Here is a 24,712-nt window from a genome sequence, read left to right as displayed (position 1 = left end):
TACGGCCCTGCACAACTCCCGGAAAATATCGCCGTGTCCGGCCGTCACCTGAACGCACTCGTCTGCCACCCGGCCTCAGCAGCCAGCGGGATCATCGCGCTTGCGGTTGCCGCTGACTATTCGGCCAACGGCCTGGCGCTGAACTTTCGCCTGACTGGCGACCCACACGACTTCATCATCCCGCCGCCCTCGCCGGCAACGGCGACCGACGGCCTGTGGCAGCACACCTGCTGCGAAGCCTTCATCGCCAGCGACAGCGGCACCGACTATCGGGAATTCAATTTCTCGCCTTCCGGCCAGTGGGCAGCCTACCGCTTCACCGATTACCGCGGCCGCGACGAGCGCTTCCAGGCACCGCTCGCTCCCCTCAGCACCTTCCGCCTACTGCCCGATGGTTTCCAACTCGACGCGACAATCGCCCGCGCCCTCCTGCCAACCGCGGCCATGCTGCACGTCGGCCTGAGCGCGGTCATCGAAGGCAGCGACGGGAGCAGGAGCTACTGGGCGCTCAGCCACGGCGGCCCTGCTCCTGACTTCCACCTCCGATCCAGTTTCACTCTGCAACTCGAAACCCCATGACCTCGCACCTTCAATTCGGTATCGACCGGTTTATCGCCGACCCCGCCCTGCGCCGCCCGCTGGCCGGCCGGCGCATCGCCCTGCTCGCCCACCCGGCCTCGGTCACCGCCGACCTCGGCCATACGCTCGACGCCCTGGCGGCGGTCCCGGAGATCAAGCTGAGCGCTGCCTTCGGTCCGCAGCATGGCTTGCGCGGCGACAAGCAGGACAACATGGTCGAATCGCCTGACTTCCTCGACCCGCAACTCGGCATCCCCGTCTTCAGCCTGTACGGCGAGGTGCGCCGGCCCACCGATGCGATGATGGACAGCTTCGACGTGCTACTGGTCGACCTGCAAGACCTCGGTTGCCGCATCTACACTTTCATCACGACACTGCGCTATGTGCTCGAAGCCGCCGCCCGGCATGGCAAAGCGGTCTGGGTGCTTGACCGCCCGAACCCGGCTGGCCGGCCGGTCGAGGGCCTGACCCTGCGCGAAGGCTGGGAAAGCTTCGTCGGCGCCGGTCCGCTGCCGATGCGCCACGGCCTGACCATGGGCGAACTGGCGCAGTGGTTCATCGCCACGTTAAAGCTCGATGTCGATTGCCAGGTCGTCACCATGCAGGGCTGGCAGCCGGAAGCCGCCCCCGGCCACGGTTGGCCGCTCGGCGAACGAACCTGGATCAACCCCAGCCCGAACGCCCCCAACCTGGCGATGGCCCGGGCCTATGCCGGCACGGTGCTGCTCGAAGGCTGTACGCTTTCCGAGGGCCGTGGCACGACCCGGCCGCTGGAGCTGTTCGGCGCACCGGATCTCGACGCGTGCGCCATCCTCGAAGAGATGCAGTCGTTAGCCCCAGACTGGCTGACCGGCTGCAAGCTGCGCAACATCTGGTTCGAGCCGACCTTCCACAAACATGCCGGCCGGTTGTGCAACGGCATACAGATCCATGCCGAGGCGCCGCACTACGAGCATGCCGCCTTCCGCCCCTGGCGCCTGCAGGCCCTGGCCTTCAAGGCGATCCGCCGCCTTGCCCCGGATTACCCGCTGTGGCGCGACTTTGCCTACGAATACGAACATGACCGGCTGGCCATCGACCTGATCAACGGCTCGCCGTTGCTGCGGGAATGGGTGGACGACCCGAGAGCCCGGCCCGAAGAGCTCGACGCCCTGACGACAACTGACGAACAGGCCTGGGAGGCAACGCGGGCGGATTTTTTGCTTTATCGCTGAAGAACCGACATACGGCAAACTGACATGAAAGAGCCGGCAAACGCCGGCTCCTTTGTCGCTCCCGAACCGCCTGATCAGGCGGCAGAAATTCGCTTACTTCTTGGCGGCAATTTTCTCGCGCATGCGCTGGGCCCGTTCGCTGGACGGCGGATGCGAGCTGAACATGCTGCTGTTATCGCCGAGCTTGGCCAGCTTCTCGAAGGCCGTCACCAAACCGTTGAGCTTGAACTTGCCGCCCTTTAGCACGTCGTAGGCATGGTCATCCGCAGCGCTCTCCTGAACCTGGGAGAATTGTGCATTGACCAGCTTTTCGGCGAGTTCGCCCAGTTGCGACTGGCTGATCGCGGCAACTGCCGAATTCCCGGCGGAAGCAGCCACCTGGCGGGCAGCCGATGCGGCATAAGCGGTTTGCATCGTCGCCTTGGAATGGCCGAGGGCAACGTGACCGATTTCATGGCCGACCACCGCCCGCACCTCGTCGTCGTTCATCAGCCCGAGCAGGCCGGAGTAAACCCGCACGCAGCCGTTGTTCATGGCCCAGGCATTGACGTCCTTGGTGACATAGACCTTGTAGTTGATCGCCACCCCATTGACGGTCGCCGGCATGCCCTTGACGATCTTGGCCAGGCGCAGTGCTTCCTTGCTTTTCGGTGCAGCGATTTTGGATGATGCATCGAGCGAGGCGCATGACTTGTCGGAAAGCTCCTTGACATCGGCATCGTTCAAGGTTGCCGCTTTCAGTGCCGAGGCACCGGCCGCCGTCAAACCGGAAACGTTGTCGGCGGTCACTCCGGTCCCACCGTTGCCACCACAGGCAGCCAGCAAGAAACCGAAAGAAACGGCCAGCGCGGATGCCTTCGAGCCAATATCAAATCCTTTTCGCATCATCATTCCCCATCTTGGTTGAGCGGTTTGCCGGGCCCAAAGAAGGCGCCGAAAGGCGGGCACTATGCAGCATCAAAGCCTCACGGTCAAGCCAATGTCATTAACTCAAATGGATAACATGACGCGTTCAGCGGCGATCACCCCACGGTATTGCGCTTCCTCGAACAGGGAAAATCCCGAGAGGTCGGCATGCGCCAGCGTCAGATGCCGACTGCGATAGCCGGCCAGCAGTTGACGCGGCCCGCCCCACAGGCTGCCCGGCACCGGGCGGCGCATGGCATGCGCATTGCGGAAGACGTCGAGGCGCGTGGTCAGGCGCCGAATATCGGGATGAATCCCTTCCAGCTCGGTCAGAACCCCCTCGGCCCATACCTCGCGCGGCGTCGTCAGCAACAGGCGGCGCCCCTCGGCCGGCGGCACATCGTGCAGGGCACGGTACCAGGTAAAAACGGTCCCGCTCAGCCGACGCCGGATCAGTTGCTGGGTCGCCACCACGTAACCGAGACCGGCACTGTGGTAAAGCACGTTGTCCCAGGCTGGCGGTGCCCCGTGGCGCTCCTCGGGGAAATCGGACAAATGCAGGTTGGCGGTCAGCCAGGGCGCGTAGTCGCCGCCCCGGGCGGCCGCCCGCAGTTCGGCCGGCATCGCCGGCCAGACCCGGGGCAGGACGAAAGCCGGGGCGGCCCAGATCAACTGCCGCGCCGCGAAGCGCACCGACTTGTCGCCGAGCATGGCATCGACCGTGACCCCGTGCTTGCCTTCCTCGATACGCCAGACCAGCGCGTCGGTCAGAATCCGCCCGGCGGCCCGGCGGGCCAGCCCTCGTGCCAGCCAGGCATTGCCCTCCGGTGCGGTGAGCACGGTGTCGCTGGCGGCGTTGGCGGCCTCGCCATTGCGGCAGGCGAAATAGTGCAGGCCGGCCCAGGCTGAGGTCTGTTCATGCGCCATGCCGTAATCGTCGCGACAGGCATAGTTGGCCAGCCAGTGCACGGTCGGCATGGTGAAACCGTTGTCGCTCAGCCACTGCGCGAAGGAAATCCGGTCCAGGGCCAGCCACTCGGGGTCGCGGCTGGAGAGCTCCATGGGGATCGCGAAGACGCGCCGGCCATCGCGCCCCGTGGCCCGCTTCAGGTCATTCATGCGTTCGTGGAAACGGCGCTGCTGATCGCGTTCCGCGGCATCGATCCCGCGTTGCGGCAGCATGCCCTCTTCCCACAATCCGTTGCGATAGACCCGTTCCTGCGGGGTGGCGCAGAGACATCTTTCCTCATACACCGGCCGGTCGGCACCCGGGTCGCCCTGCAAGACGCCCAGTTCGCCGAGCAGTTCACGCACCCAGTTCGCCTCAGGCGTCGGCAGTGGCAGATAGTGGGCACCCCACGGATAAGCAACCAACTCGCTGTGGCCGGCGCGCGAATTGCCACCGGCTTCGCTTTCCATTTCGAGCACCAGGAAATCGTCGACGCCCGCCTTGGCGAGTTGCCAGGCGGCCGAAAGGCCGGAAATACCTCCGCCGACGACCAGCACGCCGGTCTTGCGGACCTCGGAGGGTGCTGGGAAACCGCCGTCGCGCAGGCGATGCCCCCGCGCCAATGACATGCCGAGCAATTCCCCCGGCGGCAGAGGTGGTTTTCCGACGGGCCCACATCCGGCGATGGCCGCCGCGCCGACGGCACAAAGAAACTCGCGCCGGTTGAGGCCGGGCGCCAGGTCTCTGTGACTAGTCAAACTTCCGGAGCGACAGGCTGACCGACAGTTGCGCCCCCAGCCAGCCGAGCAAGGCCCCTATGCCGGCGAGCGCCGCCACTTCGCCGACACCCGGCGTATGCAGGCTGAAACTGGCTCCGTAAAGCGTTGCCAGATCGCCTACCGGAGCGGCCAGCAGGCGTAGTCCGCTGAGCACCAGTCCCGCGGCGAGCAGCCCGCCGAGGCCGCCCTGGAGCGCGCCGAAATAATAGAACGGGCGGCGAATGAAGGAATCAGTCGCGCCGATCATCCGCGCCACCTCGATTTCAGCCGTCTGGGCCATGACCTGCAGGCGGATGGTGTTGAAGGTGACGGCGACCAGGCCGGCGGCGAAGAGCCCGGCCAGCATCGACAAGGCCAGCTTGCCGAGCTTGAGAAAAGCGTCGAAGCGCTTGACCCAGGCCGAATCGAGCTGAACATGGGCGACCTTGGGCCAGCCGGCGATTTCCTTGCGCAGGATTTCCAGGGCCTCGGGCTCGGTATTGCTCGGTTCGACGATGAAGGCGTCGGGCAAGGGATTGCGCGGCAGGCTGGCGACGATCTCCGCCATGCCCTCGCTCTTCTGCATCCGTTTCAGGGCCTCTTCCTTGGGCACGAAGCGCCACTTGCCGGTCGCTGCCGCCCGCAGTCGGCCTTCGATCTCTCCGACGTCCTTCTTGCCGACATCCAGATTCATGAACAGGCTGATCTGCTGCACGCCCGAGGCGTTGCGCCCGAGGTCGCGCAAATTGTCGAGCACGACATAACCGAAACCCGGCAGGGTCAGCGCGATACCGATGACCAGCAGGGAAAGCAGCGTGTTGAGCGGCGTCGACCACAGGCGACGAACGGCGGACCCGACGGCTGCGCGATGGTGACCGAACCAGGCGTTCATACCAGCCTCCCGTGATCGAGGCGCAAGACATTCGGGTGATAGCGTTCGATCCAGTTCTGGTCGTGGGTGGCGACCACCACCGTCACGCCGACGCGATGGAAATCAGCGAAGATTTCCAGGATCTCCGCCGCCGATTCGGCATCGAGATTGCCCGTCGGCTCGTCGGCGAGCAGCACGGTCGGCCGATTGACTACGGCGCGGGCGATCGCCAGGCGTTGTTGCTCGCCGCCGGAAAGGGCGATCGGCCGGGCCTTTTCACGAGCCAGCAGGCCGACCTTGTCGAGCGCCGCCTGGGCGCGCCGGATGGCCTCGCGGCGGGGCAGGCCGACGATCTGCAGTGGGAGCAGCACATTGTCGAGCACGCTGCGATCGAAGAGCAGGCGCTGGTCCTGGAAAACCAGGCCGAGGTTGCGCCGCAAATAAGGGATGGCACTGCGCCGCAGCGCCGCCAGATTCTGGCCATTGACCACCAGACTGCCGGCAGTCGGGCGCTCGAGCGAGGCGATCAGCTTGACCAGCGTCGTCTTGCCGGCGCCGGAGTGGCCGGTGATGAAGACCATCTGGCCGGCTTCGATGGAAAAATCGACTTCCTTGACGGCCTCATAACCGCCCGGGTAGCGCTTGCTCAGGTTGCTGGCGACAATCATTCAAACAGGGCGTCGACGAAATCTTTGGCGGAGAAGGGACGCAGGTCGTCGATCTGCTCGCCGACCCCGATGAAGCGGATCGGCTTCGGGCACTGGCGGGCGATGGCGGTGACGACGCCGCCCTTGGCCGTGCCGTCGAGCTTGGTCAGGACCAGGCCGGTAACGTGAATCGCCTTGTCGAAGGCCTTGACCTGCTGCAGCGCGTTCTGGCCGATGTTGGCGTCGAGGACGAGCAGCGTTTCGTGCGGACCGCTCGGGGCGACCTTCTTGATGACGCGGCGCACCTTGGCGATTTCTTCCATCAGGTGCAACTGGGTCGGCAGACGACCAGCGGTATCGGCCAGCACGATATCGATGCCGCGTGCCTTGGCGGCCGAGATGGCGTCGAAGACCACCGCCGCCGGATCGCCGTTGTCCTGCGCAATGACCGTCACGTTGTTGCGTTGCCCCCAGGTTTCCAGCTGCTCGCGGGCGGCGGCACGGAAGGTATCGCCGGCGGCGAGCAGTACGCTCTTGCCCTGATCCTGGAAATACTTGGCCAGCTTGCCGATCGAGGTCGTCTTACCAGCCCCGTTGACCCCGGCAATCATGATCACGTAAGGCTTGTGGCCGCTGACATCGAGCGGCTGTTCAAGCGGCTGCAGGGTTTCGAGCAGGGCATCGGCCAGCGCTTTCTGGATGGCTTCCGGCGTATCCAGCTTGTCGCGCTTGGCGGCTTTCTTCAGCTCGTCGAGCAGATGCTGGGTTGCCTCGATGCCGCAATCGCTGGTCAACAGCAGCGACTCCAGCTCTTCCAGCAACTCGTCGTCAACCTTGCCGCGCGAGAAGATCGACTTTAGCTTGCCCCCCCACTGGGCGCGGGTCTTGGCCAGCCCCTTGAACAGGCGTTCGCGCCAGGAAGGCGCAGCAGGCGCTTCCGCTTTCGGATCGGAGGCGGATTTTTTCAGGAAACTGAACATGGGGAAAGAGGTCTCAAGCCAAGCTGACAGTTGGGCGGCAAGCCGTTAAGATGCCGCCGGATTGATGCAAAATCAGGCACGAATTCTAGCAGAAAGACCACCCCCCCAATGCGCATGCGACACCTCATTCCCTTTTTGCTCGCCCCCTGGCTGTTGACCGTGGCCCACGCCAATCCCTACGAAACGACGCTGAAGAACGGCCTGCGGATCATCGTCAAGGAAGACCGCCGCGCCCCGACCGCCGTCCAGATGGTCTGGTACCGCATCGGCGCCATGGACGAGGTCGATGGTGCCTCGGGCGTCGCCCACGTTCTGGAGCACATGATGTTCAAGGGTACGCCGAGCGTCGGGCCCGGCGAATTCAATCGCCTGGTCGCCGCAGCCGGTGGCCGTGACAACGCCTTCACCAGCCGCGACTACACGGCCTATTTCCAGCAGGTGCCAAAGGAGAAGCTGGACGAAATGATGCGTCTCGAAGCCGACCGTATGCGCCATTTGAACGTCGGGGCCACGGAATTCGCCCAGGAGATCAAGGTCGTCATGGAAGAGCGCCGCATGCGCACCGACGACAATCCGCAGGCCAAGCTTTTCGAGCAGATGAACGCCGCTGCCTTCCAGGCCCACCCCTATCGCCGGCCGATCATCGGCTGGATGAACGACCTGGAAACGATGACCGCCGCCGACGCCAAAGCCTGGTACGACACTTGGTACGTGCCGAACAACGCCTATGTCGTCATCACCGGCGATGTCGATCATCAGGTGGTGTTCGCCCTTGCCGAGAAACATTACGGTCCGCTCGCGGGCCGCGCCCTGCCTGCCCGCAAGCAGCCGATCGAGCCGGCCCAGGAAGGCCCCCGCCGGGTCACCGTCAAGGCGCCGGCCGAACTGCCGGTGCTGATCATGGGTTACAAGGCACCCATCCTGCGCGATATCGACACCGACAGCGAACCCTACGCGCTGGACATTCTGAGCAGCATTCTCGACGGCCACGATGCCGCCCGCTTCAACAAGAAACTGGTGCGCGAAGACAAGATCGCGCTGGCCATCGGCATCGACTATGATGCTACGGCCCGCGGCCCGGGCATGTTCTATCTGCATGGCAGCCCGTCCGAAGGCAAGACCGCGGCCGATCTCGAAGCTGCCCTGCGCACCGAGATTGCCCTGATTCAGAAGGACGGCGTCAGCGAAGCCGAACTCCGGCGCGCCAAGGCGCAATTGCTGGCCAGCCAGGTCTTCAAGCTCGATTCGATGTTCGGTCAGGCGATGGAAATCGGCCAGATCGAATCGGTCGGCCTTTCCTACCGCAAGCTGAACCGCATGCTGGAAAAACTGCAGAAGGTCACCGCCGCCGAAGTACAGGGCGTCGCCAGGAAATATCTCACCGACGACACGCTGACCGTCGGCGTACTCGATCCGCAGCCGCTCGACGGCAAACCACGCCGGTCGGCCGCCGCCACCCGCCATTGATGTTCCATGAAACCCAAAGCTGGCACCAGAAAAACACCATGAAAAAGCTGCTGACCGCAATAACCGCCCTGTTGATCGCGCAAAGTGCGCTGGCCGGGGCCAAGATTGAGCACTGGGTATCGCCATCCGGCGCCCGCGTCTATTTCGTCGCCAGCCGCGTCCTGCCGATGCTCGACGTCCAGGTCGACTTCGCCGCCGGCTCGATGTTCGACCCGGCCGGCAAATCCGGCCTCGCCGCGCTGACCCTGGCCGCCCTCGATCTCGGCGCCGGAAGCCGCGACGAGACCGCGATTGCCGAACAGCTGGCCGACATCGGCGCCAATCTTGGCGGCAGCGCCGATACCGATCGCGCCAGCGTGACCCTGCGCACCCTTTCGGCCAAGGACAAACAGGAACCGGCGCTCGATATCCTGCGCAGCGTGCTCCACAAGCCCCGGTTCGAAGCGGCCATCCTGGAACGCGAAAAGGCCCGCACCATTGCCGGTCTCAAGGAAGCCATGACCCGGCCGGACAGCATCGCCGGCAAGGCCTTCTGGGCGGCCATGTACCCAAACCACCCGTACGGCCGGCAGGCCACCCCGGACAGCGTCGCGACGCTGAATCGCGATGACCTCGTCGCCTTCCATGGCCGCTACTACAACCCGGCCAACGCCAGCATCACGCTGGTCGGCGACATTTCGCGGGCCGACGCCGAGAAGATCGCCGAGGGCCTCGCGGCCGGCCTGCCCAAGGGCCAGGCCGCAGTGCTACCGAGCCCCCCGAGATGCCCAAGGCCGGCATCACCAGGCTCCCTCACCCAGCCAGCCAGGCGCACATCTATCTCGGCCTGCCCGCCATCGAGCGCGGCAACCCGGACTACTTCCCACTGCTGGTCGGCAACTACACCCTGGGCGGCGGCGGCTTCGTCTCGCGCCTGATCAAGGAAGTTCGCGACAAGCGCGGCTACGCCTACAGTGTCTACAGCTACGTCGCCCCCCTGCGTCAGGCCGGCCCCTTCCAGATCGGCTTGCAGACCAAGCGTTCGCAAGCCGGGGAGGCGATCAAGGTGGCCAGCGAAGTGCTCGACGGCTTCCTGAAGGATGGCCCGACGGCGGACGAGTTGACTGCCGCCAAAGCCAATCTGACCGGCAGTTTCCCGCTGCGTCTGGACAGCAACAAGAAGCTGCTCGACAACACCGCGGCGATTGGCTTCTACGGCCTGCCGCTCGATTACCTCGATCAGTACCAGACCAAGGTACAGGCGGTGACCGCCGATGCCATCAGACAAGCCTTTGCCCGCCATGTTCGGAAGGATGGCCTGATTACCGTGACGGTCGCTGCCGATTGAACTCGGTCCGCATCATTGGCGGCCAGTATCGCCGACGCGTCCTGAAGTTTCCGGACAGCGAAGGCCTGCGCCCGACCCCCGACCGCGTCCGCGAAACGCTGTTCAACTGGCTGGGCCAGGAACTGGACGGCTGGCATTGCCTCGACCTCTTCGCCGGCAGCGGCGCCCTCGGCTTCGAGGCCGCCTCGCGCGGTGCCACCCGCGTCGTGATGATTGAACAGGCACCCAAAGTGCTGGCCGCACTGCAGGAAAACGCCGAAATACTGCAAAATCCGCGCGAAATCGAGATCATCCGCGCAGATGCGATACAATATTTGGCCTCGCCCAAGGCGAAATTCGATCTTGTCTTCCTCGATCCACCCTATAACAAAGGCTGGATTTCCCGCCTGGAGCCACTTCTTCCCGGCGTGCTGAATGAAGACGGGGCGATCTACGTCGAGGCCGAGCATGAAATCGAATCGCTAGGCGATTGGCGCACGGAGCGCCATGGCAAGGCGGGCGAAGTCCACTTTCACTTGTTGCGGCGGCCATCAGCTTGAACAAACTCAATCATCGCGTGGCGATCTATCCGGGCACTTTCGACCCGATCACCCTCGGCCATGAAGACCTTGTGCGCCGAGCCGCCAGCCTGTTCGACAAGCTGATCCTGGCGATCGCCGAAAGCCCGTCCAAGCAACCGCGCTTCTCGCTAGCCGAGCGCGTCGAAATGGCCCAGGAAATCCTCGGCGACGTCAAGAATGTCGAAATCGTCGGCTTCAATACCTTGCTCATGAACTTCGTCCATGAGCAAGGCGCCAAGGTGGTCGTCCGAGGACTGCGGGCCGTCTCCGACTTCGAATACGAATTTCAGATGGCGGGAATGAACCGTAGCGTCTATCCCGAGGTCGAAACCGTGTTTCTAACCCCGGGCGAACAGTACATGTTCATCTCCGCCACGATGGTGCGCGAAATTGCGCGCCTGGGCGGCGATGTCAGCAAATTTGTGCAACCTTGTGTCCAAAAGCGCCTGCGGGCGAAAACCACAGCTTAACCGAGAGAGGAACAGCTATGTCTCTGATTATTACCGACGAATGCATCAACTGCGACGTGTGCGAACCGGAATGCCCGAACGAGGCCATTTCCCAAGGCGAAGAGATCTATCAGATCGACCCCAACAAGTGCACCGAATGCGTCGGCCACTACGACGAACCGCAATGCGTGCAGGTCTGTCCGGTAGATTGCATTCCGAAAGACCCGAACCATGTCGAAACCGAAGACGTGCTGTGGGTCAAGTACGAAAAACTCACCGGCAACAAGCGCCCCTGAGTTTTCACTGCCCAATAAAAAACCCGCGAATTTCGCGGGTTTTTTGCCGTTTACAACTCAAAAAAGCCCTCTGGCGGGCAGCTCAGGCCGCCTGCAACTGTTCCGTTTCGAGCGGCAGCAGCATTTCCCGAACCCTACTGGCCACCTCCTCTAGCGACTGGATCTGCTCCAGAAGGTTTTTCTCGACGCTCTCCAGTTCCGCAATGCGATCTTCCAATGTGTCGGTCGCCTGATGGATACGCTTGATGCTTTCCAGGCGACGCTTCAACTGGATCTGGTGCTCGCGGACCTGGGTCTCCATCGGCGCCATGATCGCCCGCAGCCAGACTTCGGCATCCTTGTTGGCATGCTCGAAGGCACGCCGCACCTGGACCGCCACTTCCTCGAAGAATTTCTGCGTGATGTTGCGCTTGTCGTGCGTCAGCAGGCTAACCATGGTGTTCAGATGCGAGTCGCACCAGGCCTGCAGGCGGTCAAGCTCCTTTTCGTAACGGAGTAGGGAGAAAGCCGTTGGCGAACCGAGTTTCAAACCATGTTCGACGGCAAACCGTTTGTACACGGCTTCCATCATTGCCAAAATTTCCTTGATCTCGTCGTTCGACTTGTTGAGCGCATCGTGCGAACGTCCGAAAAAGCGCCCCATCGCCTCCGACAGCGTTTTCGAAAAAGCCGCTTCGAGCATCGCTTCGCGGGTTTCGTGGGTGAGCTGACGCAAGGTATCGAGGCCAAGATGGCCGAACAACTTGTTGGTCAGGGTCGAAAACACGCTGCGCACAGCGTAGTAGCGCTGCAGGCCGGATTCGAACTCGTCCTTCTCGGCCCGGACCTTGCCCATCATGTATTCGACCACGCCCTTGTTCTTGCCACGCAGTTCGGTCAGTTCGGTCAGTTGCTCGCGCAGGCCGGCGAGGCGGGATTCGAGCAGGCCGCGCACGCGCAGGCTGACATCGCCGAACTCGCTTTCCGTGTTGTCGCAGACGATGTCGCGCTTGGCCGGGATCAGTTCCACAGACAATGCCGATTCGAGTAGCGGCAGCCGGCTCCTTTCGAGCAGATCGTGGTCGCCGTTGATCTTGGCAACCAGCCCCTTCTGGGCCGAGACCGGAAAGACCTGGCTGGCCGGCAGGCCGAGAATACCGGCGCTGGACTCTACCTGCTTGCGGATTTCGGCATCGATTTCGTCGGCCGTCTTCAACTCGTCCCACTGGCCGTCGATCTTGTTGAGCACCACCATGCGGCCGCGCTTGGCCGTGCCGCCGGCACAGATATGTTCCTTCCAGATCGCCATGTCGGACTGGGTCACCCCGGTATCGGCACCGAGGATGAAGAGCACGGCGTGCGCATTGGGCAGCAACGACAAGGTCAGTTCCGGCTCGGCACCGATGGCGTTCAAACCCGGGGTGTCGAGAATGATCAGCCCCTGCTTGAGCAGCGGGTGCGGGAAATTGATGATGGCGTGGCGCCATTGCGGCACCTCGACCAGGCCGTCGTCACCCACCTTGTAGAAATCGATCTCGCCCTTACCAAGCTCGAAGCCGAGACGCGCCGCGTCCTCCGGCGTTACCCGGGTCGTCTCGCTGACATGGCGAAGGGCATCCTGCATCGCTTCCGGCGACTCGATATCGAGATTGACGACCGTCCACTCGTCGGGAAAGCGCTTGTATTCGGTCACACTGGAGTTCGAAGCGCGCGTCTGAATCGGCAACAGTTCGATGCAGGGCAACTTGTTTTCCTCGAACAACAGCTCGGTCGGACACATGGTCGTCCGGCCAGCCGACGAGGGCAGCATGCGGTTGCCGTATTCGGCGAAGAAAATCGCGTTGATCAGTTCCGACTTGCCGCGCGAGAACTCGGCGACGAAAGCCACGTTCAGGCGGTCTTCGCGCAGGCGCTCGAGCAACTGGGCGAGGCGCAGATCGGTCTGGGCGTCCGACAACTCGTTCTGGGAGAGCCATTCCTGAAATTCCGCAATATGCGAGGAAAGGCGCGAACGCCAGGCGGTGTAGGCGGCAAATTGATTGGCAAGCGACATATCATGCACCATGGATACGTACAGAGCTTTCAATTTAGCATAGAAACAGGGGCTTGGACCCGCCAATTAATGCTGGCAGAGAGGGCAATAATAGGTACTCCGCCCAGCCTGGCGAATCTGCCGGACCACGCCGCCACAGCGCAGACAGGGTTGCCCGGCACGGTCATAGACAGCGGCCTGAATCTGAAAGCAGCCCGCCCCGCCGTCGCTATGAACATAATCGCGGATACTGCTCCCCCCGGCCGCAATCGCATCCGCCAGGGTTTCGCGGATGGCCGGCACGAGCAGCGCATAGCGCGCCCGACTGATCCGGTTAGCCGCCCGCAAAGGCGAGATGCCGGCGCGGAACAGGCTCTCCGAGGCATAGATGTTGCCGACCCCAACCAGCAGATGACTGTCCATCAGGACCGGCTTGATCGGGGCGCTCCGCCGACTGACGGCAGCGTGCAGCCAGTCGGCCGTGAACGCTTCGGACAACGGCTCGACGCCCTGGCTGACCAGCAGCGGATGTTGCTCGGCCGCCGCCGGCGGCCCCGGCTGCCAGGCGATGACGCCGAAGCGGCGCGGGTCGCCGAAGCGCAGGGTCTGTCCGGCCAGCACCAGATCGAAGTGATCGTGTTTGGCCGGCGGCAGATGGTGCGGCACAAAGCGCAGGTTGCCAGACATGCCGAGATGGATGATCAGACAACCTTCGACCTCTTCCTTCCAGCAATCGAGCAGCAGGTACTTGCCGCGCCGGCGAACCGCCAGCACACGGCAGCCCGGTAGCAGCCCCCCCAGTTCGGGCGGAATATCCTGGCGCAGCTTCGGGACGCGGCAGACAACGCCCTCAATGATGACTCCTTCCAGTTCCGGCCGCAGGCCGCGCCGACATACTTCGACTTCCGGCAATTCCGGCATCGCTTGTTCCTCCAACCAATCCCAAATACCATCGCAAACTTATGCGATTCTATGCGTTCAAAGACGCATCCCCGACTGAAAGCTGACCATGTTCCCGAAGTTCATCGCCGCCGCCCTATCCCTGGCTCTGGGTCTGACCCATGCCGGCCTCAGCCAGGCCGCCGGCGAGCCCCCCGCCAAGGCGGCAGCCAAGCGGGCCACGACACAAGCCTCCTCCGAGAACATCCTGGCGCGTACCGTTTTCCAGTCGCTGCTCGGCGAGTTCGCCCTGCAGCGCGGCGAGATCAAGCTCGGTGTCGACGCCTGGAGCGACCTCGCCCTGCGCACCCGCGACCCGAAGGTGCTGTCCCGGGCCACCGAGGTTGCCGCCTTCGCCCGCCAATATGACCGCGCCCTCGAACTCAGCCGGATCTGGCTCGAAGTCGAGCCGGACTCGACCAAAGCGCGACAGACACAATCATCGCTGCTCGTCGTGACCAACCGTCTGGACGACCTGGCCCCCCAACTAGCGAGCCTGCTCGAACAGGACAAGGCCAATCTCGCCACTAACCTGCTGCAACTGAACCGCACGCTGGCCAAGCACACCGACAAACAAGCCGTGCAGAAACTGGTCGATCGCGTCGCCACACCGTACGATGGCCTGCCAGAAGCGCACTACGCCATGGCTCAGGCGGCCTCAGCCGCCGGCGACAACCTGCGCGCCCTCTCGGAAACCGAAAAGGCGCTGCAACTGCGCCCCGACTGGGAGGCCGCCGCCCTTGCTCGCGCCCAACTCCAGGCCCGGCAGTCGAATCCGACCGCGATCGACAGCCTGAACGATTTCGTCGGCCGCTATCCCGGAGCCCGGGATGCCCGACTAATGCTGGCCCGCCTGCTGATCAGCGACAAACAGTTCGACGAGTCGCGCAAGCATTTCGACCACCTGATCAAGGAAAACCCGGACAACCCAGAAGTCATCTACCCGGTAGCCATGCTCGCCCTGCAACATGGCGATGCCGAAACCGGGCGCGCCCAGCTCGAACGGCTGCTGAAAACCGATTTCCCGGACAAGAGCACCGTACACTTCTTCCTCGGCCAGCTCGACCAGGAACAGAAAAAACCGGAAGCCGCCCTCGAGCACTACCGCCAGGTCACAGCCGGCGAACAATATATTGCTGCCCGTTCGCGCACCGCGCAGATCCTGCTCCAACAGGGCAAGCTTGAAGAAGCGCGCGAACTGCTGCACAGCACGCGCGGCGGCACGGAAGCGGAACGTGCCCAGTTGATCCTGGCCGAAGCCCAGTTGCTGCGCGAAGCCGGACGCCTGAACGATGCCTATATCGTTCTCGAGACCGCGCTCACCAGCCACCCGGACAACCCCGAACTGCTCTACGAAACGGCACTGACCGCCGAGCGCATCGGCAAGCCGGAAATCCTCGAAACCCATCTCGCCCATCTGATCAAACTGAAACCCGATCATGCCCACGCCCTGAACGCCCTCGGCTATTCCTTCGCCGAACGCAATGTCCGGCTGACTGAAGCCGAGGAAATGATCGCCAAGGCATTGCGCCAGTTGCCCGACGACCCCTTCATCACCGATAGCCTGGGCTGGGTGCTCTATCGCCAGGGCAAACTCGACGCCGCTCTGAAGACTCTGGAAAAAGCCTACAAGCTCAGGGCTGACCCCGAAATCGCTGCTCACCTCGGCGAAGTCATGTGGACCATGGGCCGCAAGGACGACGCCAGTCGCCTGCTGAGAAGTGCAGCCAAGGATCACCCGGAAAACGAAGTACTCGCTGCTGCCATCAAGAAGCTGCTGCCTTGAGCTTGCGTTTTACCGCCATCCTTGCCGGCACCCTGCTCGCCGCCGGCTGCACCAGCCTGCCTCCGGCAGCGCTGCCAGGCCGCGACCAGCTGCGCGACTTCGCGCTGGAGGCCCGCTTTGCGCTACGCGTCACGCTGCCCGACCAGGCCCCGCAAAGTTCCGGCGGCCGCCTGTCGTGGATCTACAAGAGCGGCGACAACCGCGTTCTGGTATCCAGCCCACTCGGCTACGGCCTGGCCGAGATCGAAACGACACCAGGCTTGTCCCGCCTGAAAACCGCCGACGGCGCAACCCGCGAATCGTCCGACGCCGATGCGCTGATGGAAGAGGTCACCGGTCAGCGCCTGCCCGTCACCCAGATGCCAGCCTGGCTGCTGGGTCGCTCAAGCGGCCGGGCGCAGATCGTCAATGATGTCCACAACCGTCCGAGTCGACTGCGCGAAGCCGGTTGGCAGGTGGACTATGGCTACGAGGACGAGACCAGTACCGCTCTGCCGGCCCGCGTCACCCTGAGCCGCGACGGCGAAATTGAACTGCGGCTGCGCATCGAGGAATGGAAGGACCAGCCGTGAGGGCCTGGAACTGGGATAGCAGCTGGCCGGCGCCGGCCAAACTGAACCTCTTTCTACACGTCGTCGGGCGCCGCGCCGACGGCTATCACTTATTGCAAACGGTCTTCCGTTTCATCAGCCGCGCCGACCAGCTTCGTTTCACACCGCGCAACGACGCCGAAATCTTACTGGCTCAGCCGATCCCCGGCGTCCCGCCGGAAACCGACCTCACCGTCCGCGCCGCCCGCCTGCTGCAGCAGGCCACCGGTTGCCGGCAAGGCGCCACCATTCATCTCGACAAACAACTGCCGATGGGCGGCGGACTGGGCGGCGGCAGTTCCGACGCCGCCACCGTGCTGCTCGCTCTCAATCATTTGTGGCAGACCGGCCTGAGCCGGAGCGCCCTGGAGAAACTCGGCCTCACCCTAGGCGCCGACGTGCCGGTCTTCGTCCATGGTCACAACACCTTTGCCGAGGGCGTTGGCGAGTCATTCACCGATCTGGAACTACCGGCCGCAAGCTACTTGGTCTTGCACCCGCCGGTGCACGTACCAACCGCGGCCATCTTCGGCGCCCCGGAACTCAAACGCGACACGCTGGCCATCACTCCGGCCGACTGGCAGCCCGGCGTCGGCCACAACGATCTCGAACCGGTCGCCTGCACGCGCTTCCCTCTGGTCGCCGAGCACCTGAACTGGCTGAAACAGCGCGCACCGCAAGCGATGATGACTGGCTCGGGCGCCTGCGTCTTTGCCAGCTTTTCGACACGGGCCGACGCGGAAGAGGTTCTTGGACAGCTTCCGGTCGGCATGAGTGGCTGGGTTGCCGACGGCCTGGCCGAGCACCCAATGGCAAATTTTTGACAAAAAGCTGGACGCCAGGTCACGAGTTGTGTAATATCCGCGCCTCGCTTGCACGCGAACCCGTGCATACGAACCCGCTGGGGAGTCGCCAAGTTGGTCAAGGCACCGGATTTTGATTCCGGCATTCGAAGGTTCGAATCCTTCTTCCCCAGCCAAGCTTCCTTCGGGCAGGTCACAAGCCTGCCCGATTTTCATTGTGGCGGGCAAAGTGCGCATTCTGCATATACAGCCCCGAGGAATGTCGAAATGGCCTACAACAGCTTGATGGTCTTCACCGGCAACGCCAACCCGAAACTGGCGGTAGACGTTGCATCCCAACTCAATGTTGACCTTGGGCGAGCCAACGTCGGCCGTTTCTCCGACGGCGAAGTCAGTGTCGAATTGCAGGAGCACGTGCGCGGTCGCGACATCTTCGTGCTGCAATCCACCTGCGCGCCCTGCAACGACAATCTGATGGAACTGCTGGTCATGGTCGATTCGCTGAAGCGCGCTTCAGCTGGTCGCATCACCGCCGCCATCCCCTATTTCGGCTATGCCCGCCAGGACCGCCGTTCGCGCTCCTCGCGCGTGCCCATCGCCGCCAAACTGGTCGCCAACATGCTCGCCGCCTCCGGCGTCGACCGCGTGCTGACCATGGACCTCCACGCCGAACAGATCCAGGGCTTTTTCGACATTCCGGTCGATAACATCTACGCCCTGCCCATCCTGCTCGACGACATCCGCAAGCAGAATTACGAAAATCCGCTGGTCGTTTCGCCCGACCACGGCGGCGTCGTTCGCGCCCGCTCGCTGGCCAAGCGCCTCGAATGCGACCTGGCGATCATCGACAAGCGCCGTCCGAAGGCCAATGTCTCCGAAGTGATGAACATCATCGGTGAAGTCGACGGCCGCACCTGCATCATCATGGACGACATGGTCGACACCGCCGGCACCCTGTGCAAGGCTGCTACCGCCCTGAAGGCCAACGGTGCCAAGAAGGTCGTCGCCTACTGTACCCATCCGGTCCTGTCCGGTCCGGCCGTCGAGCGAGTGAACACCTCCGACCTCGATGCCCTGGTCGTCACCGACACCATTCCGCTGCGCGACGATGCCGCTGCCTCGACGCGCATCCGCCAGCTTTCCGTGGCCGAAATCATGGCCGAAACCATTCGCCGGATCAGCAACGACGATTCCGTCTCCTCGCTGTTCATCGACTAAGTTTTTTAACCTTCCCGTTCTGGTCGCGGACCGGGAAACACTCTGGAGTAACACAATGACATTTGAACTGATCGCCCAAGCGCGTACGTTGCAGGGAACGGGTGCGAGCCGCCGCCTGCGTCGCGCCGGTAATGTGCCGGGTATTGTCTACGGTGGCGAAGCCGCCCCGCAATCGATCGAAGTGGAACACAACGACCTGCTGCTGAAGTTGAAGAAGGAAGCCTTCCACTCCACCATCATCACTCTGGTTCTCGACGGCAAGAAGCAAGCGGTTCTGCTGCGCGATACGCAAGTGCACGCCTACAAGCCGCTCGTCCTGCACGTCGATTTCCAGCGCGTTGACGCCACCCACGAACTGCACGTCAAGGTACCCCTGCACTTCGTCAACGAAGAAGTCGCTCCGGGCGTCAAGCTCAATGGCGGCCTGGTCAACCACGTCACGACCGAAGTCGATGTCCAGTGTTTGGCCAAGGATCTGCCCGAGTTCATCGAAGTCGACCTCAGCGCCCTGAAGATTGGCGACAGCATCCACCTCTCCCAGCTCAAGCTGCCGAAGGGCGTCAAGCTGGTGCACCACACCGCTGACGACTCCGTCGTCGTCGGTATCGTCGGCAAGGGCGGCTCGTCCGAAGAAGCCGCCGAAGGCGAAGCTGCTGCCGAGTAATTTCCGGCATCCCGCTGTACTGGCCGCCGCTGGCAAATTGCCGCCGGCGGCTTTTTCGCACTTATAGCCATGAACCCACCGCGCCTGATCGTCGGCCTCGGCAACCCCGGACCGGAATACGAAGCGACCCGACACAACGTCGGCTTCTGGTTTGTCGACCAGCTGGCCGACAAGCTGAAAGTTGCCCTCGCACCGCAGGCCAAGTTCTTCGGTCGGGCGGCGCGCGCCGGTGAAACCTGGCTATTGCAACCGACCACTTTCATGAACCGCTCCGGCCAGGCCGTTGCGGCACTGGCCAATTTCTACAAGATTCCTGTACAAGAGATTCTCGTCATCCATGACGAACTCGACCTGCCACCGGGCGGCATCCGCTTGAAGCAGGGTGGCGGCAACGGCGGCCACAACGGCCTCAAGGACATCCAGGCCAAGCTCGGCACGCCGGATTTCTGGCGCCTGCGCCTCGGCATCGGCCACCCGCGCACGCTGGGCCTGGCGCAACAGGTCGTCGATTTTGTCCTGCACCAGCCGCGCAAGGAAGAACTGCCGGACATCGAACACGCCCTCGCCCGCAGCCTGCTGGCCTGGCCCAAACTTGCCGCCGGCGACTTTGCCGGCGCCCAACAACAGTTGCACGGCAAAGCCGTTTAGTTGGCAAAACCTTAGGAAAATCCATGTCTTTGAAATGCGGCATCGTCGGCCTGCCCAACGTCGGCAAATCCACCCTCTTCAACGCCCTGACCAAGTCGGGCATCGCGGCTGAAAACTATCCGTTCTGCACCATCGAGCCCAATGTCGGCATCGTCGAAGTGCCGGACAAGCGGATGGGCCAGCTCGCCGAGATCGTCAAGCCGCAGCGCATGCAGTACGCCATCGTCGAATTCGTCGACATTGCCGGCCTGGTCGCCGGAGCCTCGAAGGGTGAAGGCCTGGGCAACCAGTTCCTGGCCAATATCCGCGAAACCGATGCCGTCGTGCATGTCGTGCGCTGCTTCGCCGACGACAACGTGATTCACGTCTCGGGTGGCGTCGATCCGCTGCGCGACATCGAAGTCATCGATACCGAACTGGCGCTGGCCGACATGGCGACCGTCGAAAAGGCGCTCAACCGCTACCGCCGCCCGGCCAGCTCCGGCGACAAGGAAGCCAAGATCCTGGTTGCCGTGCTCGAGAAGTGTTTCGCCCAGCTCGACCAGGCCAAGGCGGTGCGCGGCCTCGACTTCTCCAAGGAAGAGCTGGCGCTGCTCAAGCCCTTCTGCCTGATTACCGCCAAGCCCGTGCTCTACGTCGCCAACGTCGCCGAGAGCGGCTTCGAGAACAACCCCTTCCTCGATGCCGTGCGCGCCCATGCCGCGACCGAGAAGGCCGAAGTCGTTTCCGTCTGTGCTGCCATCGAAGCCGAAATCGCCGATCTTGAAGATGAAGAAAAGCAGATGTTCCTAGCTGACCTCGGCCTCGAAGAACCCGGCCTCGACCGCCTGATCCACGCCGGTTACAAGCTACTCGGCCTGGCCACCTACTTCACCGCCGGCGTCAAGGAAGTCCGCGCCTGGACCATCCATCAGGGCGACACCGCGCCGCAAGCTGCCGGCGTCATCCACACCGACTTTGAGCGCGGCTTCATCCGTGCCCAGACCATCGCTTTCGACGACTTCATCGCCTACAAGGGCGAGGCCGGAGCCAAGGAAGCCGGCAAGATGCGCGCCGAAGGCAAGGAATACGTGGTCAAGGATGGCGACGTCCTGAACTTCCTGTTCAACGTCTAAGCAGCGCATGACGTCCGACACCTCCGGCCCGGCAGACGTTGCCGACGACAGCCCAAAACTGTCGCTGGAGGTGTTGTGGCGCGCCTACGAACAGAGTCACGAGGCCGTGCTGGTTTCCGATGGGAAAAACCAGATCATCGCGGTCAATGCCGCCTTCACCCGGCTGACCGGCTACTCGGCCAGCGAAGCCCTCGGCCAGAACCCGAGCATCCTGGCCTCGGGCAATGCCGGGCCGGAATTCTATGCCGCGATGTGGGAAGGCATCTCCCAATACGACTTCTGGGAAGGTGAAATCTGGGACAAGCGCAAGGATGGCAGCCTCTATCCGAAGTGGCTGTGCATTTCCGTACTGCGCGACGCCAACGGCCAGGTCCGGAACTACGTCGCCAACTTCACCGACATCAGCGCCAGCAAGCAGGCGGCCGACCGTCTCGCCCAGCTCGCCTATCACGACGCCCTGACCCACCTGCCCAACCGGCTGGCCTTCGAGGCCCAACTGGCACACGCGCTGCGCATCTGTACCCGGGACAAGCGCAAGTTGGCGCTGATGCTGATCGACCTCGACAATTTCAAGAACATCAACGACACCCTCGGCCACCATGTCGGCGACTCGCTGCTGCAGCAGGTTGCTGTACGCCTGCGCGAATCGGTCCGCACCAGCGACCTGGTTGCCCGTCTGGGGGGTGACGAGTTCGTCGTCGTCCTGCCGGAAATCGAAGGGCCGCTGACCGCCGCCCGCGTCGCCGACAAGATTCAGGTTGCCCTGGCCGAGAACTACCGGGTCAACGAGCACCAGCTGTACACGACACCGAGCATCGGCATCAGCGTCTTTCCGAGCGATGGCGGGGATCCCGGCATCTTGCTGCGCAATGCCGATTCGGCGATGTATCACGCCAAGAATGCCGGGCGCAACAACTACCAGTTCTACGCCAGCCGGATGAACGAAGCGGCCGGCGAACGGCTGCAGATGGAAAACGCGCTGCGCCAGGCAATGGCTTCGATCGGACTGCCCGAAACCTGCCAGTTCTCGCTGCACCTGCAACCCCAGATCGCGGCCAAAACCGGCCGTGTCGTCGGACTCGAGGCGCTGCTGCGCTGGAAATCGCCCATTCTGGGCGCCATCTCGCCACTGCGCTTCATCCCGATCGCCGAGGAAACCGGCCTCATCCAGCCACTGGGCGACTGGGTCGTCTGGGAATGCTGCCGCCTGATCCACGAAATGCGACTGCTCGACATCCATGGCATTCGCGTCGCGATCAACATCTCGGCCCAGCAGTTGCGCCATGAAAACCTGCTGCTCCTCGTCCGCGGCGCCCTCGCCTGCTACGAACTGGAACCTGACGCCATCGAACTGGAAATCACCGAGAGCACGGCGATGCAAAATCCGGACGTCACGCTGAACATTCTCGATCAACTGGCCGGCATGGGCATCAAGCTGGCGATCGACGATTTCGGCACCGGCCACTCCTCATTGGCCTACCTGAAACACCTGCCGATCAAGCGCCTGAAACTCGACCGCTCCTTCGTCAGCGACATCGAAACCGATGCCAACGACGCCTCGATCTGCGCCGCCATCATTGCCCTGGGCCACAACCTCGGGCTGGAACTGGTCGCCGAAGGCGTCGAAACCCAGATGCAGAGCGAGTTCCTGTCACGGCTCGGCTGCGACTACCTACAGGGCTACCTCTACAGCAAGCCGCTGCCCTTCGACGCCCTGATCGCCTACCTGCGGGCGCAGCCGCCGCTCAGCGAATGACCTTGCGCCACTCGGCCTCGAAGTAGCGCACCAGAACCTGGTTGTTCAGCCGGTTGACCTCGACCGGCAGGCGCGCCATATCGGCCGGGAAACTGAACAGTCCGGGCAGCGTCTCCGGAGTCAGGAAGCGGGTCGGCGGCATGGCCGGCGCTGCCGGCACAAACACCTGGCGACCGGCAATGATGAAGCCCCATTCGCCGAACGACGGCACCAGCGCATGATAGGGCGCTGTCTTGAAGCCGACGTCTTCCAGGGTCGTCACCACGCACCAGAAGGACTGCCGGGCATAGAGCGGCGAAGTCGACTGGACGACGATCAAGCCGCGTGCCGACAGCCGCTTTTCGAGCAGGCGGTAGAAGGCCGAGGTATAGAGCTTGCCGAGCGCGAAATTGGCCGGATCGGGAAAGTCGATGACGATGAAGTCGAAGAATTCACGGCTGTCCTCGAGCCATTGCAGCGCGTCGGCATTGACGACGCGAACCCGTTCCGATTTGAGCGCCCCGTCATTCAGGGCGACCAGTTGCGGCGCGCTCGCGAACAGTCCGGTCATCGCCGGATCGAGGTCGACCAGGGTCACCGCCTCGACATTCGGATATTTAAGAATTTCGCGCACCGCCAGACCGTCGCCGCCGCCCAGCACCAGCACCCGCTTGGCACCGGGCAGGCTGGCCAGCCCGGGATGGACCAGGGCTTCGTGGTAACGGTATTCGTCGTGTGACGAAAACTGCAGGTTGTTGTTCAGGAAGAGCCGCAGATCGTCGCGCCAGCGCGTGACGACGATACGCTGATAGGGAGTGGTCTCGGCATAGACGATCTCGTCAGCGTAGAGATGGGCTTCGGCCAGCGTCATCAGCTGTCCGGCACCGGCAAAGCCCGCCGTCAGCAAGCCGAACACCGTCCATGACTGGACGGCCAGCCAGCGCCGGCCTGGCAACTGGTCGCGGAACAGGTGCAGCGCCCACAGCGCCACGGCGACATTGAGGACACCGAAGAGCAGGCCAGTGCGGACCATGCCGATCTGCGGCGCGAGGACCAGCGGAAAGAGGATGGAAACCGCCAGGGCCCCAAGGTAATCGAAAGTCAGCACCTGCGACACCAGGTCCTTGAAGGCCAGTTCGCGCTTCAGGATGCGCATGACCAGCGGGATTTCCAGGCCGACCAGTACCCCGACCGCGAATACCGCCAGATAGAGCACCAGCTTGAACGGCCCAGCCAGCCAGGTAAAGACCAGGAACAGGCCGATCGCCGAAAAGCCGCCGAGCAGGCCGACCATCAGTTCGATCTGGATGAAGCGGCCGATCAGGTCGCGCGTGATGTATTTCGACAGCCATGATCCGGCGCCCATCGCGAACAGATAGGTGCCGATCACCGTCGAGAACTGCGTCACCGAGTCGCCGAGCAGGTAGGACGACAGGGCACCGGCAATCAGCTCATAGGCCAGGCCGCAGGAGGCAATGACGAAGACTGAGAAGAGGAGGGCGTGGCGCATGGCGGTGGCAGCTGTAAGCGGACTGCCCGACATTTTGCCTGCATTCGGGAACGGCCGATGCCTGACGCGGTCATAATTGGACTTCCCGTCAGCATCTTTCGCCCTGCCGAGCACCGACCGTGCCATTCAAAGCCTTTCTCATCGCCTGTTTTGCCAGCCTTGCCCTTCCGGTGGCGGCCTTGGAATATGCAATCGATCCCGAGCACACCTACGCCAGCTTCGAGATCGACCATCTCGGCTTCTCGACCCAGCGCGGCCAGTTCAACCGCAGTTCGGGCAGCCTCGAATTCGATCCGGAAGCACGCAGCGGCAAGGTCGACATCCGGATCGATGTCGCCTCGCTCGATACCGGCCTTGCCGCGCGCGACGAAGTGTTGCGCGGCGCCGACTGGTTCAATGCCGGCGACTTCCCCGACCTGCTGTTCCGCAGCCAGCGCTTCGTCTTCGAACAGGACAAGCTGGTCGCCGTCGAAGGAACGCTGGTCATGCTCGGCGTCCTCAAGCCCTTGCGCCTGGAAATCAGCCGCTTCAAGTGCGGCCTCAACCTGGCCAGCCGCAAGCGGGTTTGCGGCGCCGATGCCCAGGGCAGCCTGCGCCGCTCGGACTTCGGACTAAGCAACGGCCTGCCTTTCGTCGGCGACGAAGTCCGCCTGCGCATCCAGGTCGAAGCCTACTTACCCTGAGCGCGCC

General features: G+C 63.3%; 23 protein-coding genes, 1 tRNA gene and 1 pseudogene. 17 read left to right on the top strand and 8 right to left on the bottom strand.

What is annotated here, in order from left to right; translation table 11 throughout:
• Positions 1-33 precede the first annotated feature (33 nt).
• Together NQE15_RS05545 and NQE15_RS05540 are read left to right on the top strand one after the other, a co-directional pair.
• Positions 34-579, top strand: a complete 546-nt coding sequence (locus NQE15_RS05545; protein ID WP_265947303.1) for a DOMON-like domain-containing protein — start codon at positions 34-36, stop codon at positions 577-579.
• A complete protein-coding gene (locus NQE15_RS05540; protein ID WP_265947301.1) occupies positions 576-1,793 on the top strand; it encodes a DUF1343 domain-containing protein in 1,218 nt (405 codons plus the stop codon). The genes NQE15_RS05545 and NQE15_RS05540 overlap by 4 nt, the downstream gene beginning before the upstream one ends.
• A 93-nt stretch (positions 1,794-1,886) precedes the next feature.
• Here NQE15_RS05540 and NQE15_RS05535 read toward each other — a convergent pair whose 3' ends face one another.
• From NQE15_RS05535 to ftsY, 5 genes are all read right to left on the bottom strand, one after another.
• Positions 1,887-2,678: a M48 family metalloprotease gene (locus NQE15_RS05535; RefSeq protein WP_265947300.1), complete on the bottom strand. Its 792-nt coding sequence runs from the start codon at positions 2,676-2,678 to the stop codon at positions 1,887-1,889.
• 105 nt (positions 2,679-2,783) lie between these two features.
• Positions 2,784-4,277: an FAD-dependent oxidoreductase gene (locus NQE15_RS05530; RefSeq protein ID WP_265947298.1), complete on the bottom strand. Its 1,494-nt coding sequence runs from the start codon at positions 4,275-4,277 to the stop codon at positions 2,784-2,786.
• A 121-nt stretch (positions 4,278-4,398) separates the two neighbouring features.
• A complete protein-coding gene (gene ftsX, locus NQE15_RS05525) occupies positions 4,399-5,298 on the bottom strand; it encodes a permease-like cell division protein FtsX (RefSeq protein ID WP_265947296.1) in 900 nt (299 codons plus the stop codon).
• Positions 5,295-5,945: a cell division ATP-binding protein FtsE gene (gene ftsE / locus NQE15_RS05520; protein WP_265947294.1), complete on the bottom strand. Its 651-nt coding sequence runs from the start codon at positions 5,943-5,945 to the stop codon at positions 5,295-5,297. Before ftsE ends, ftsX begins: the two co-directional genes overlap by 4 nt.
• The gene (gene ftsY / locus NQE15_RS05515) at positions 5,942-6,904 is read right to left on the bottom strand and encodes a signal recognition particle-docking protein FtsY (protein WP_265947292.1); all 963 of its coding nucleotides are present in this window, start codon (positions 6,902-6,904) and stop codon (positions 5,942-5,944) included. Before ftsY ends, ftsE begins: the two co-directional genes overlap by 4 nt.
• A 114-nt stretch (positions 6,905-7,018) precedes the next feature.
• Between ftsY and NQE15_RS05510 the strand changes: the two genes are divergently transcribed.
• The 5 genes and pseudogenes from NQE15_RS05510 (at position 7,019) to NQE15_RS05490 (ending at position 11,003) form a co-directional block, all read left to right on the top strand.
• A complete protein-coding gene (locus tag NQE15_RS05510; protein WP_265947290.1) occupies positions 7,019-8,371 on the top strand; it encodes a M16 family metallopeptidase in 1,353 nt (450 codons plus the stop codon).
• Positions 8,371-9,698 (top strand): annotated as a pseudogene (locus tag NQE15_RS24020) (M16 family metallopeptidase). The gene NQE15_RS05510 and the pseudogene NQE15_RS24020 overlap by 1 nt, the downstream one beginning before the upstream one ends.
• On the top strand, positions 9,695-10,237 hold the full coding sequence (rsmD, locus tag NQE15_RS05500) for a 16S rRNA (guanine(966)-N(2))-methyltransferase RsmD (protein ID WP_265947286.1): 543 nt from the start codon (positions 9,695-9,697) through the stop codon (positions 10,235-10,237). The pseudogene NQE15_RS24020 and the gene rsmD overlap by 4 nt, the downstream one beginning before the upstream one ends.
• Positions 10,234-10,728, top strand: coding sequence for a pantetheine-phosphate adenylyltransferase (gene coaD / locus NQE15_RS05495; RefSeq protein WP_265947284.1), 495 nt, complete (start codon positions 10,234-10,236; stop codon positions 10,726-10,728). The genes rsmD and coaD overlap by 4 nt, the downstream gene beginning before the upstream one ends.
• A gap of 17 nt (positions 10,729-10,745) precedes the next feature.
• Complete coding sequence (locus NQE15_RS05490; RefSeq protein WP_265947282.1) at positions 10,746-11,003, top strand: YfhL family 4Fe-4S dicluster ferredoxin; 258 nt, start codon at positions 10,746-10,748, stop codon at positions 11,001-11,003.
• Between the two features lie 82 nt (positions 11,004-11,085).
• Here the strand turns inward: NQE15_RS05490 and NQE15_RS05485 are convergent, their stop codons facing one another.
• Entirely contained in the window at positions 11,086-13,035 is a 1,950-nt protein-coding gene (locus NQE15_RS05485) for a dynamin family protein (RefSeq protein WP_265947280.1), read from the bottom strand.
• Between the two features lie 66 nt (positions 13,036-13,101).
• Positions 13,102-13,935, bottom strand: a complete 834-nt coding sequence (gene mutM, locus NQE15_RS05480) for a bifunctional DNA-formamidopyrimidine glycosylase/DNA-(apurinic or apyrimidinic site) lyase (RefSeq protein WP_265947278.1) — start codon at positions 13,933-13,935, stop codon at positions 13,102-13,104.
• Between the two features lie 88 nt (positions 13,936-14,023).
• On the opposite strand from mutM, the gene NQE15_RS05475 reads away from it, so the two are divergent.
• From NQE15_RS05475 to NQE15_RS05435, 9 genes are all read left to right on the top strand, one after another.
• Complete coding sequence (locus tag NQE15_RS05475) at positions 14,024-15,739, top strand: tetratricopeptide repeat protein (RefSeq protein WP_265947276.1); 1,716 nt, start codon at positions 14,024-14,026, stop codon at positions 15,737-15,739.
• Positions 15,736-16,311, top strand: coding sequence for a lipoprotein insertase outer membrane protein LolB (gene lolB, locus NQE15_RS05470; RefSeq protein ID WP_265947275.1), 576 nt, complete (start codon positions 15,736-15,738; stop codon positions 16,309-16,311). Before NQE15_RS05475 ends, lolB begins: the two co-directional genes overlap by 4 nt.
• A complete protein-coding gene (ispE, locus tag NQE15_RS05465; RefSeq protein WP_265947274.1) occupies positions 16,308-17,153 on the top strand; it encodes a 4-(cytidine 5'-diphospho)-2-C-methyl-D-erythritol kinase in 846 nt (281 codons plus the stop codon). Before lolB ends, ispE begins: the two co-directional genes overlap by 4 nt.
• Positions 17,154-17,231: 78 nt before the next feature.
• Positions 17,232-17,308, top strand: a tRNA-Gln gene (locus NQE15_RS05460).
• A gap of 91 nt (positions 17,309-17,399) precedes the next feature.
• Positions 17,400-18,350 (top strand): ribose-phosphate pyrophosphokinase, encoded by a 951-nt coding sequence (locus tag NQE15_RS05455; RefSeq protein WP_265947273.1) that lies wholly within the window; start codon positions 17,400-17,402, stop codon positions 18,348-18,350.
• Between the two features lie 55 nt (positions 18,351-18,405).
• Positions 18,406-19,014 carry a 50S ribosomal protein L25/general stress protein Ctc gene (locus NQE15_RS05450; protein ID WP_265947271.1) on the top strand — a complete coding sequence of 203 codons (609 nt, stop codon included), beginning with the start codon at positions 18,406-18,408 and terminating at the stop codon, positions 19,012-19,014.
• 69 nt (positions 19,015-19,083) lie between these two features.
• Positions 19,084-19,662 carry an aminoacyl-tRNA hydrolase gene (gene pth, locus NQE15_RS05445; protein ID WP_265947269.1) on the top strand — a complete coding sequence of 193 codons (579 nt, stop codon included), beginning with the start codon at positions 19,084-19,086 and terminating at the stop codon, positions 19,660-19,662.
• 23 nt (positions 19,663-19,685) lie between these two features.
• Positions 19,686-20,777: a redox-regulated ATPase YchF gene (gene ychF, locus NQE15_RS05440; RefSeq protein WP_265947267.1), complete on the top strand. Its 1,092-nt coding sequence runs from the start codon at positions 19,686-19,688 to the stop codon at positions 20,775-20,777.
• 7 nt (positions 20,778-20,784) lie between these two features.
• A complete protein-coding gene (locus NQE15_RS05435; protein ID WP_265947265.1) occupies positions 20,785-22,533 on the top strand; it encodes a putative bifunctional diguanylate cyclase/phosphodiesterase in 1,749 nt (582 codons plus the stop codon).
• Here NQE15_RS05435 and NQE15_RS05430 read toward each other — a convergent pair.
• Positions 22,523-24,022: a polyamine aminopropyltransferase gene (locus NQE15_RS05430; protein ID WP_416336502.1), complete on the bottom strand. Its 1,500-nt coding sequence runs from the start codon at positions 24,020-24,022 to the stop codon at positions 22,523-22,525. The two genes, NQE15_RS05435 and NQE15_RS05430, sit on opposite strands and share 11 nt — an antisense overlap.
• A gap of 179 nt (positions 24,023-24,201) precedes the next feature.
• Here NQE15_RS05430 and NQE15_RS05425 point away from each other — a divergent pair, with 179 nt between their 5' ends.
• Positions 24,202-24,705 carry a YceI family protein gene (locus NQE15_RS05425; RefSeq protein ID WP_265947261.1) on the top strand — a complete coding sequence of 168 codons (504 nt, stop codon included), beginning with the start codon at positions 24,202-24,204 and terminating at the stop codon, positions 24,703-24,705.
• Positions 24,706-24,712 lie beyond the last annotated feature (7 nt).

Source organism: Dechloromonas sp. A34, assembly GCF_026261605.1.
In the GTDB taxonomy this organism is placed as follows: Bacteria; Pseudomonadota; Gammaproteobacteria; order Burkholderiales; family Rhodocyclaceae; genus Azonexus.
This window is presented reverse-complemented; position numbering and strand designations above follow the sequence as displayed.

Bases quoted from the DNA above. Each gene is read 5' to 3' on its own strand.
- NQE15_RS05535 (WP_265947300.1), bottom strand. From the start codon at position 2,678: ATGCGAAAAGGATTTGATATTGGCTCGAAGGCATCCGCGCTGGCCGTT.
- NQE15_RS05510 (WP_265947290.1), top strand. From the start codon at position 7,019: ATGCGACACCTCATTCCCTTTTTGCTCGCCCCCTGGCTGTTGACCGTG.
- NQE15_RS05430 (WP_416336502.1), bottom strand. From the start codon at position 24,022: ATGCGCCACGCCCTCCTCTTCTCAGTCTTCGTCATTGCCTCCTGCGGC.
- ychF (WP_265947267.1), top strand. From the start codon at position 19,686: ATGTCTTTGAAATGCGGCATCGTCGGCCTGCCCAACGTCGGCAAATCC.
- ftsX (WP_265947296.1), bottom strand. From the start codon at position 5,298: ATGAACGCCTGGTTCGGTCACCATCGCGCAGCCGTCGGGTCCGCCGTT.
- NQE15_RS05475 (WP_265947276.1), top strand. From the start codon at position 14,024: ATGTTCCCGAAGTTCATCGCCGCCGCCCTATCCCTGGCTCTGGGTCTG.
- pth (WP_265947269.1), top strand. From the start codon at position 19,084: ATGAACCCACCGCGCCTGATCGTCGGCCTCGGCAACCCCGGACCGGAA.
- ftsE (WP_265947294.1), bottom strand. From the start codon at position 5,945: ATGATTGTCGCCAGCAACCTGAGCAAGCGCTACCCGGGCGGTTATGAG.
- NQE15_RS05530 (WP_265947298.1), bottom strand. From the start codon at position 4,277: ATGTCATTGGCGCGGGGGCATCGCCTGCGCGACGGCGGTTTCCCAGCA.
- NQE15_RS05490 (WP_265947282.1), top strand. From the start codon at position 10,746: ATGTCTCTGATTATTACCGACGAATGCATCAACTGCGACGTGTGCGAA.
- NQE15_RS05450 (WP_265947271.1), top strand. From the start codon at position 18,406: ATGACATTTGAACTGATCGCCCAAGCGCGTACGTTGCAGGGAACGGGT.
- ftsY (WP_265947292.1), bottom strand. From the start codon at position 6,904: ATGTTCAGTTTCCTGAAAAAATCCGCCTCCGATCCGAAAGCGGAAGCG.
- NQE15_RS05485 (WP_265947280.1), bottom strand. From the start codon at position 13,035: ATGTCGCTTGCCAATCAATTTGCCGCCTACACCGCCTGGCGTTCGCGC.
- mutM (WP_265947278.1), bottom strand. From the start codon at position 13,935: ATGCCGGAATTGCCGGAAGTCGAAGTATGTCGGCGCGGCCTGCGGCCG.
- NQE15_RS05455 (WP_265947273.1), top strand. From the start codon at position 17,400: ATGGCCTACAACAGCTTGATGGTCTTCACCGGCAACGCCAACCCGAAA.
- NQE15_RS05540 (WP_265947301.1), top strand. From the start codon at position 576: ATGACCTCGCACCTTCAATTCGGTATCGACCGGTTTATCGCCGACCCC.
- NQE15_RS05435 (WP_265947265.1), top strand. From the start codon at position 20,785: ATGACGTCCGACACCTCCGGCCCGGCAGACGTTGCCGACGACAGCCCA.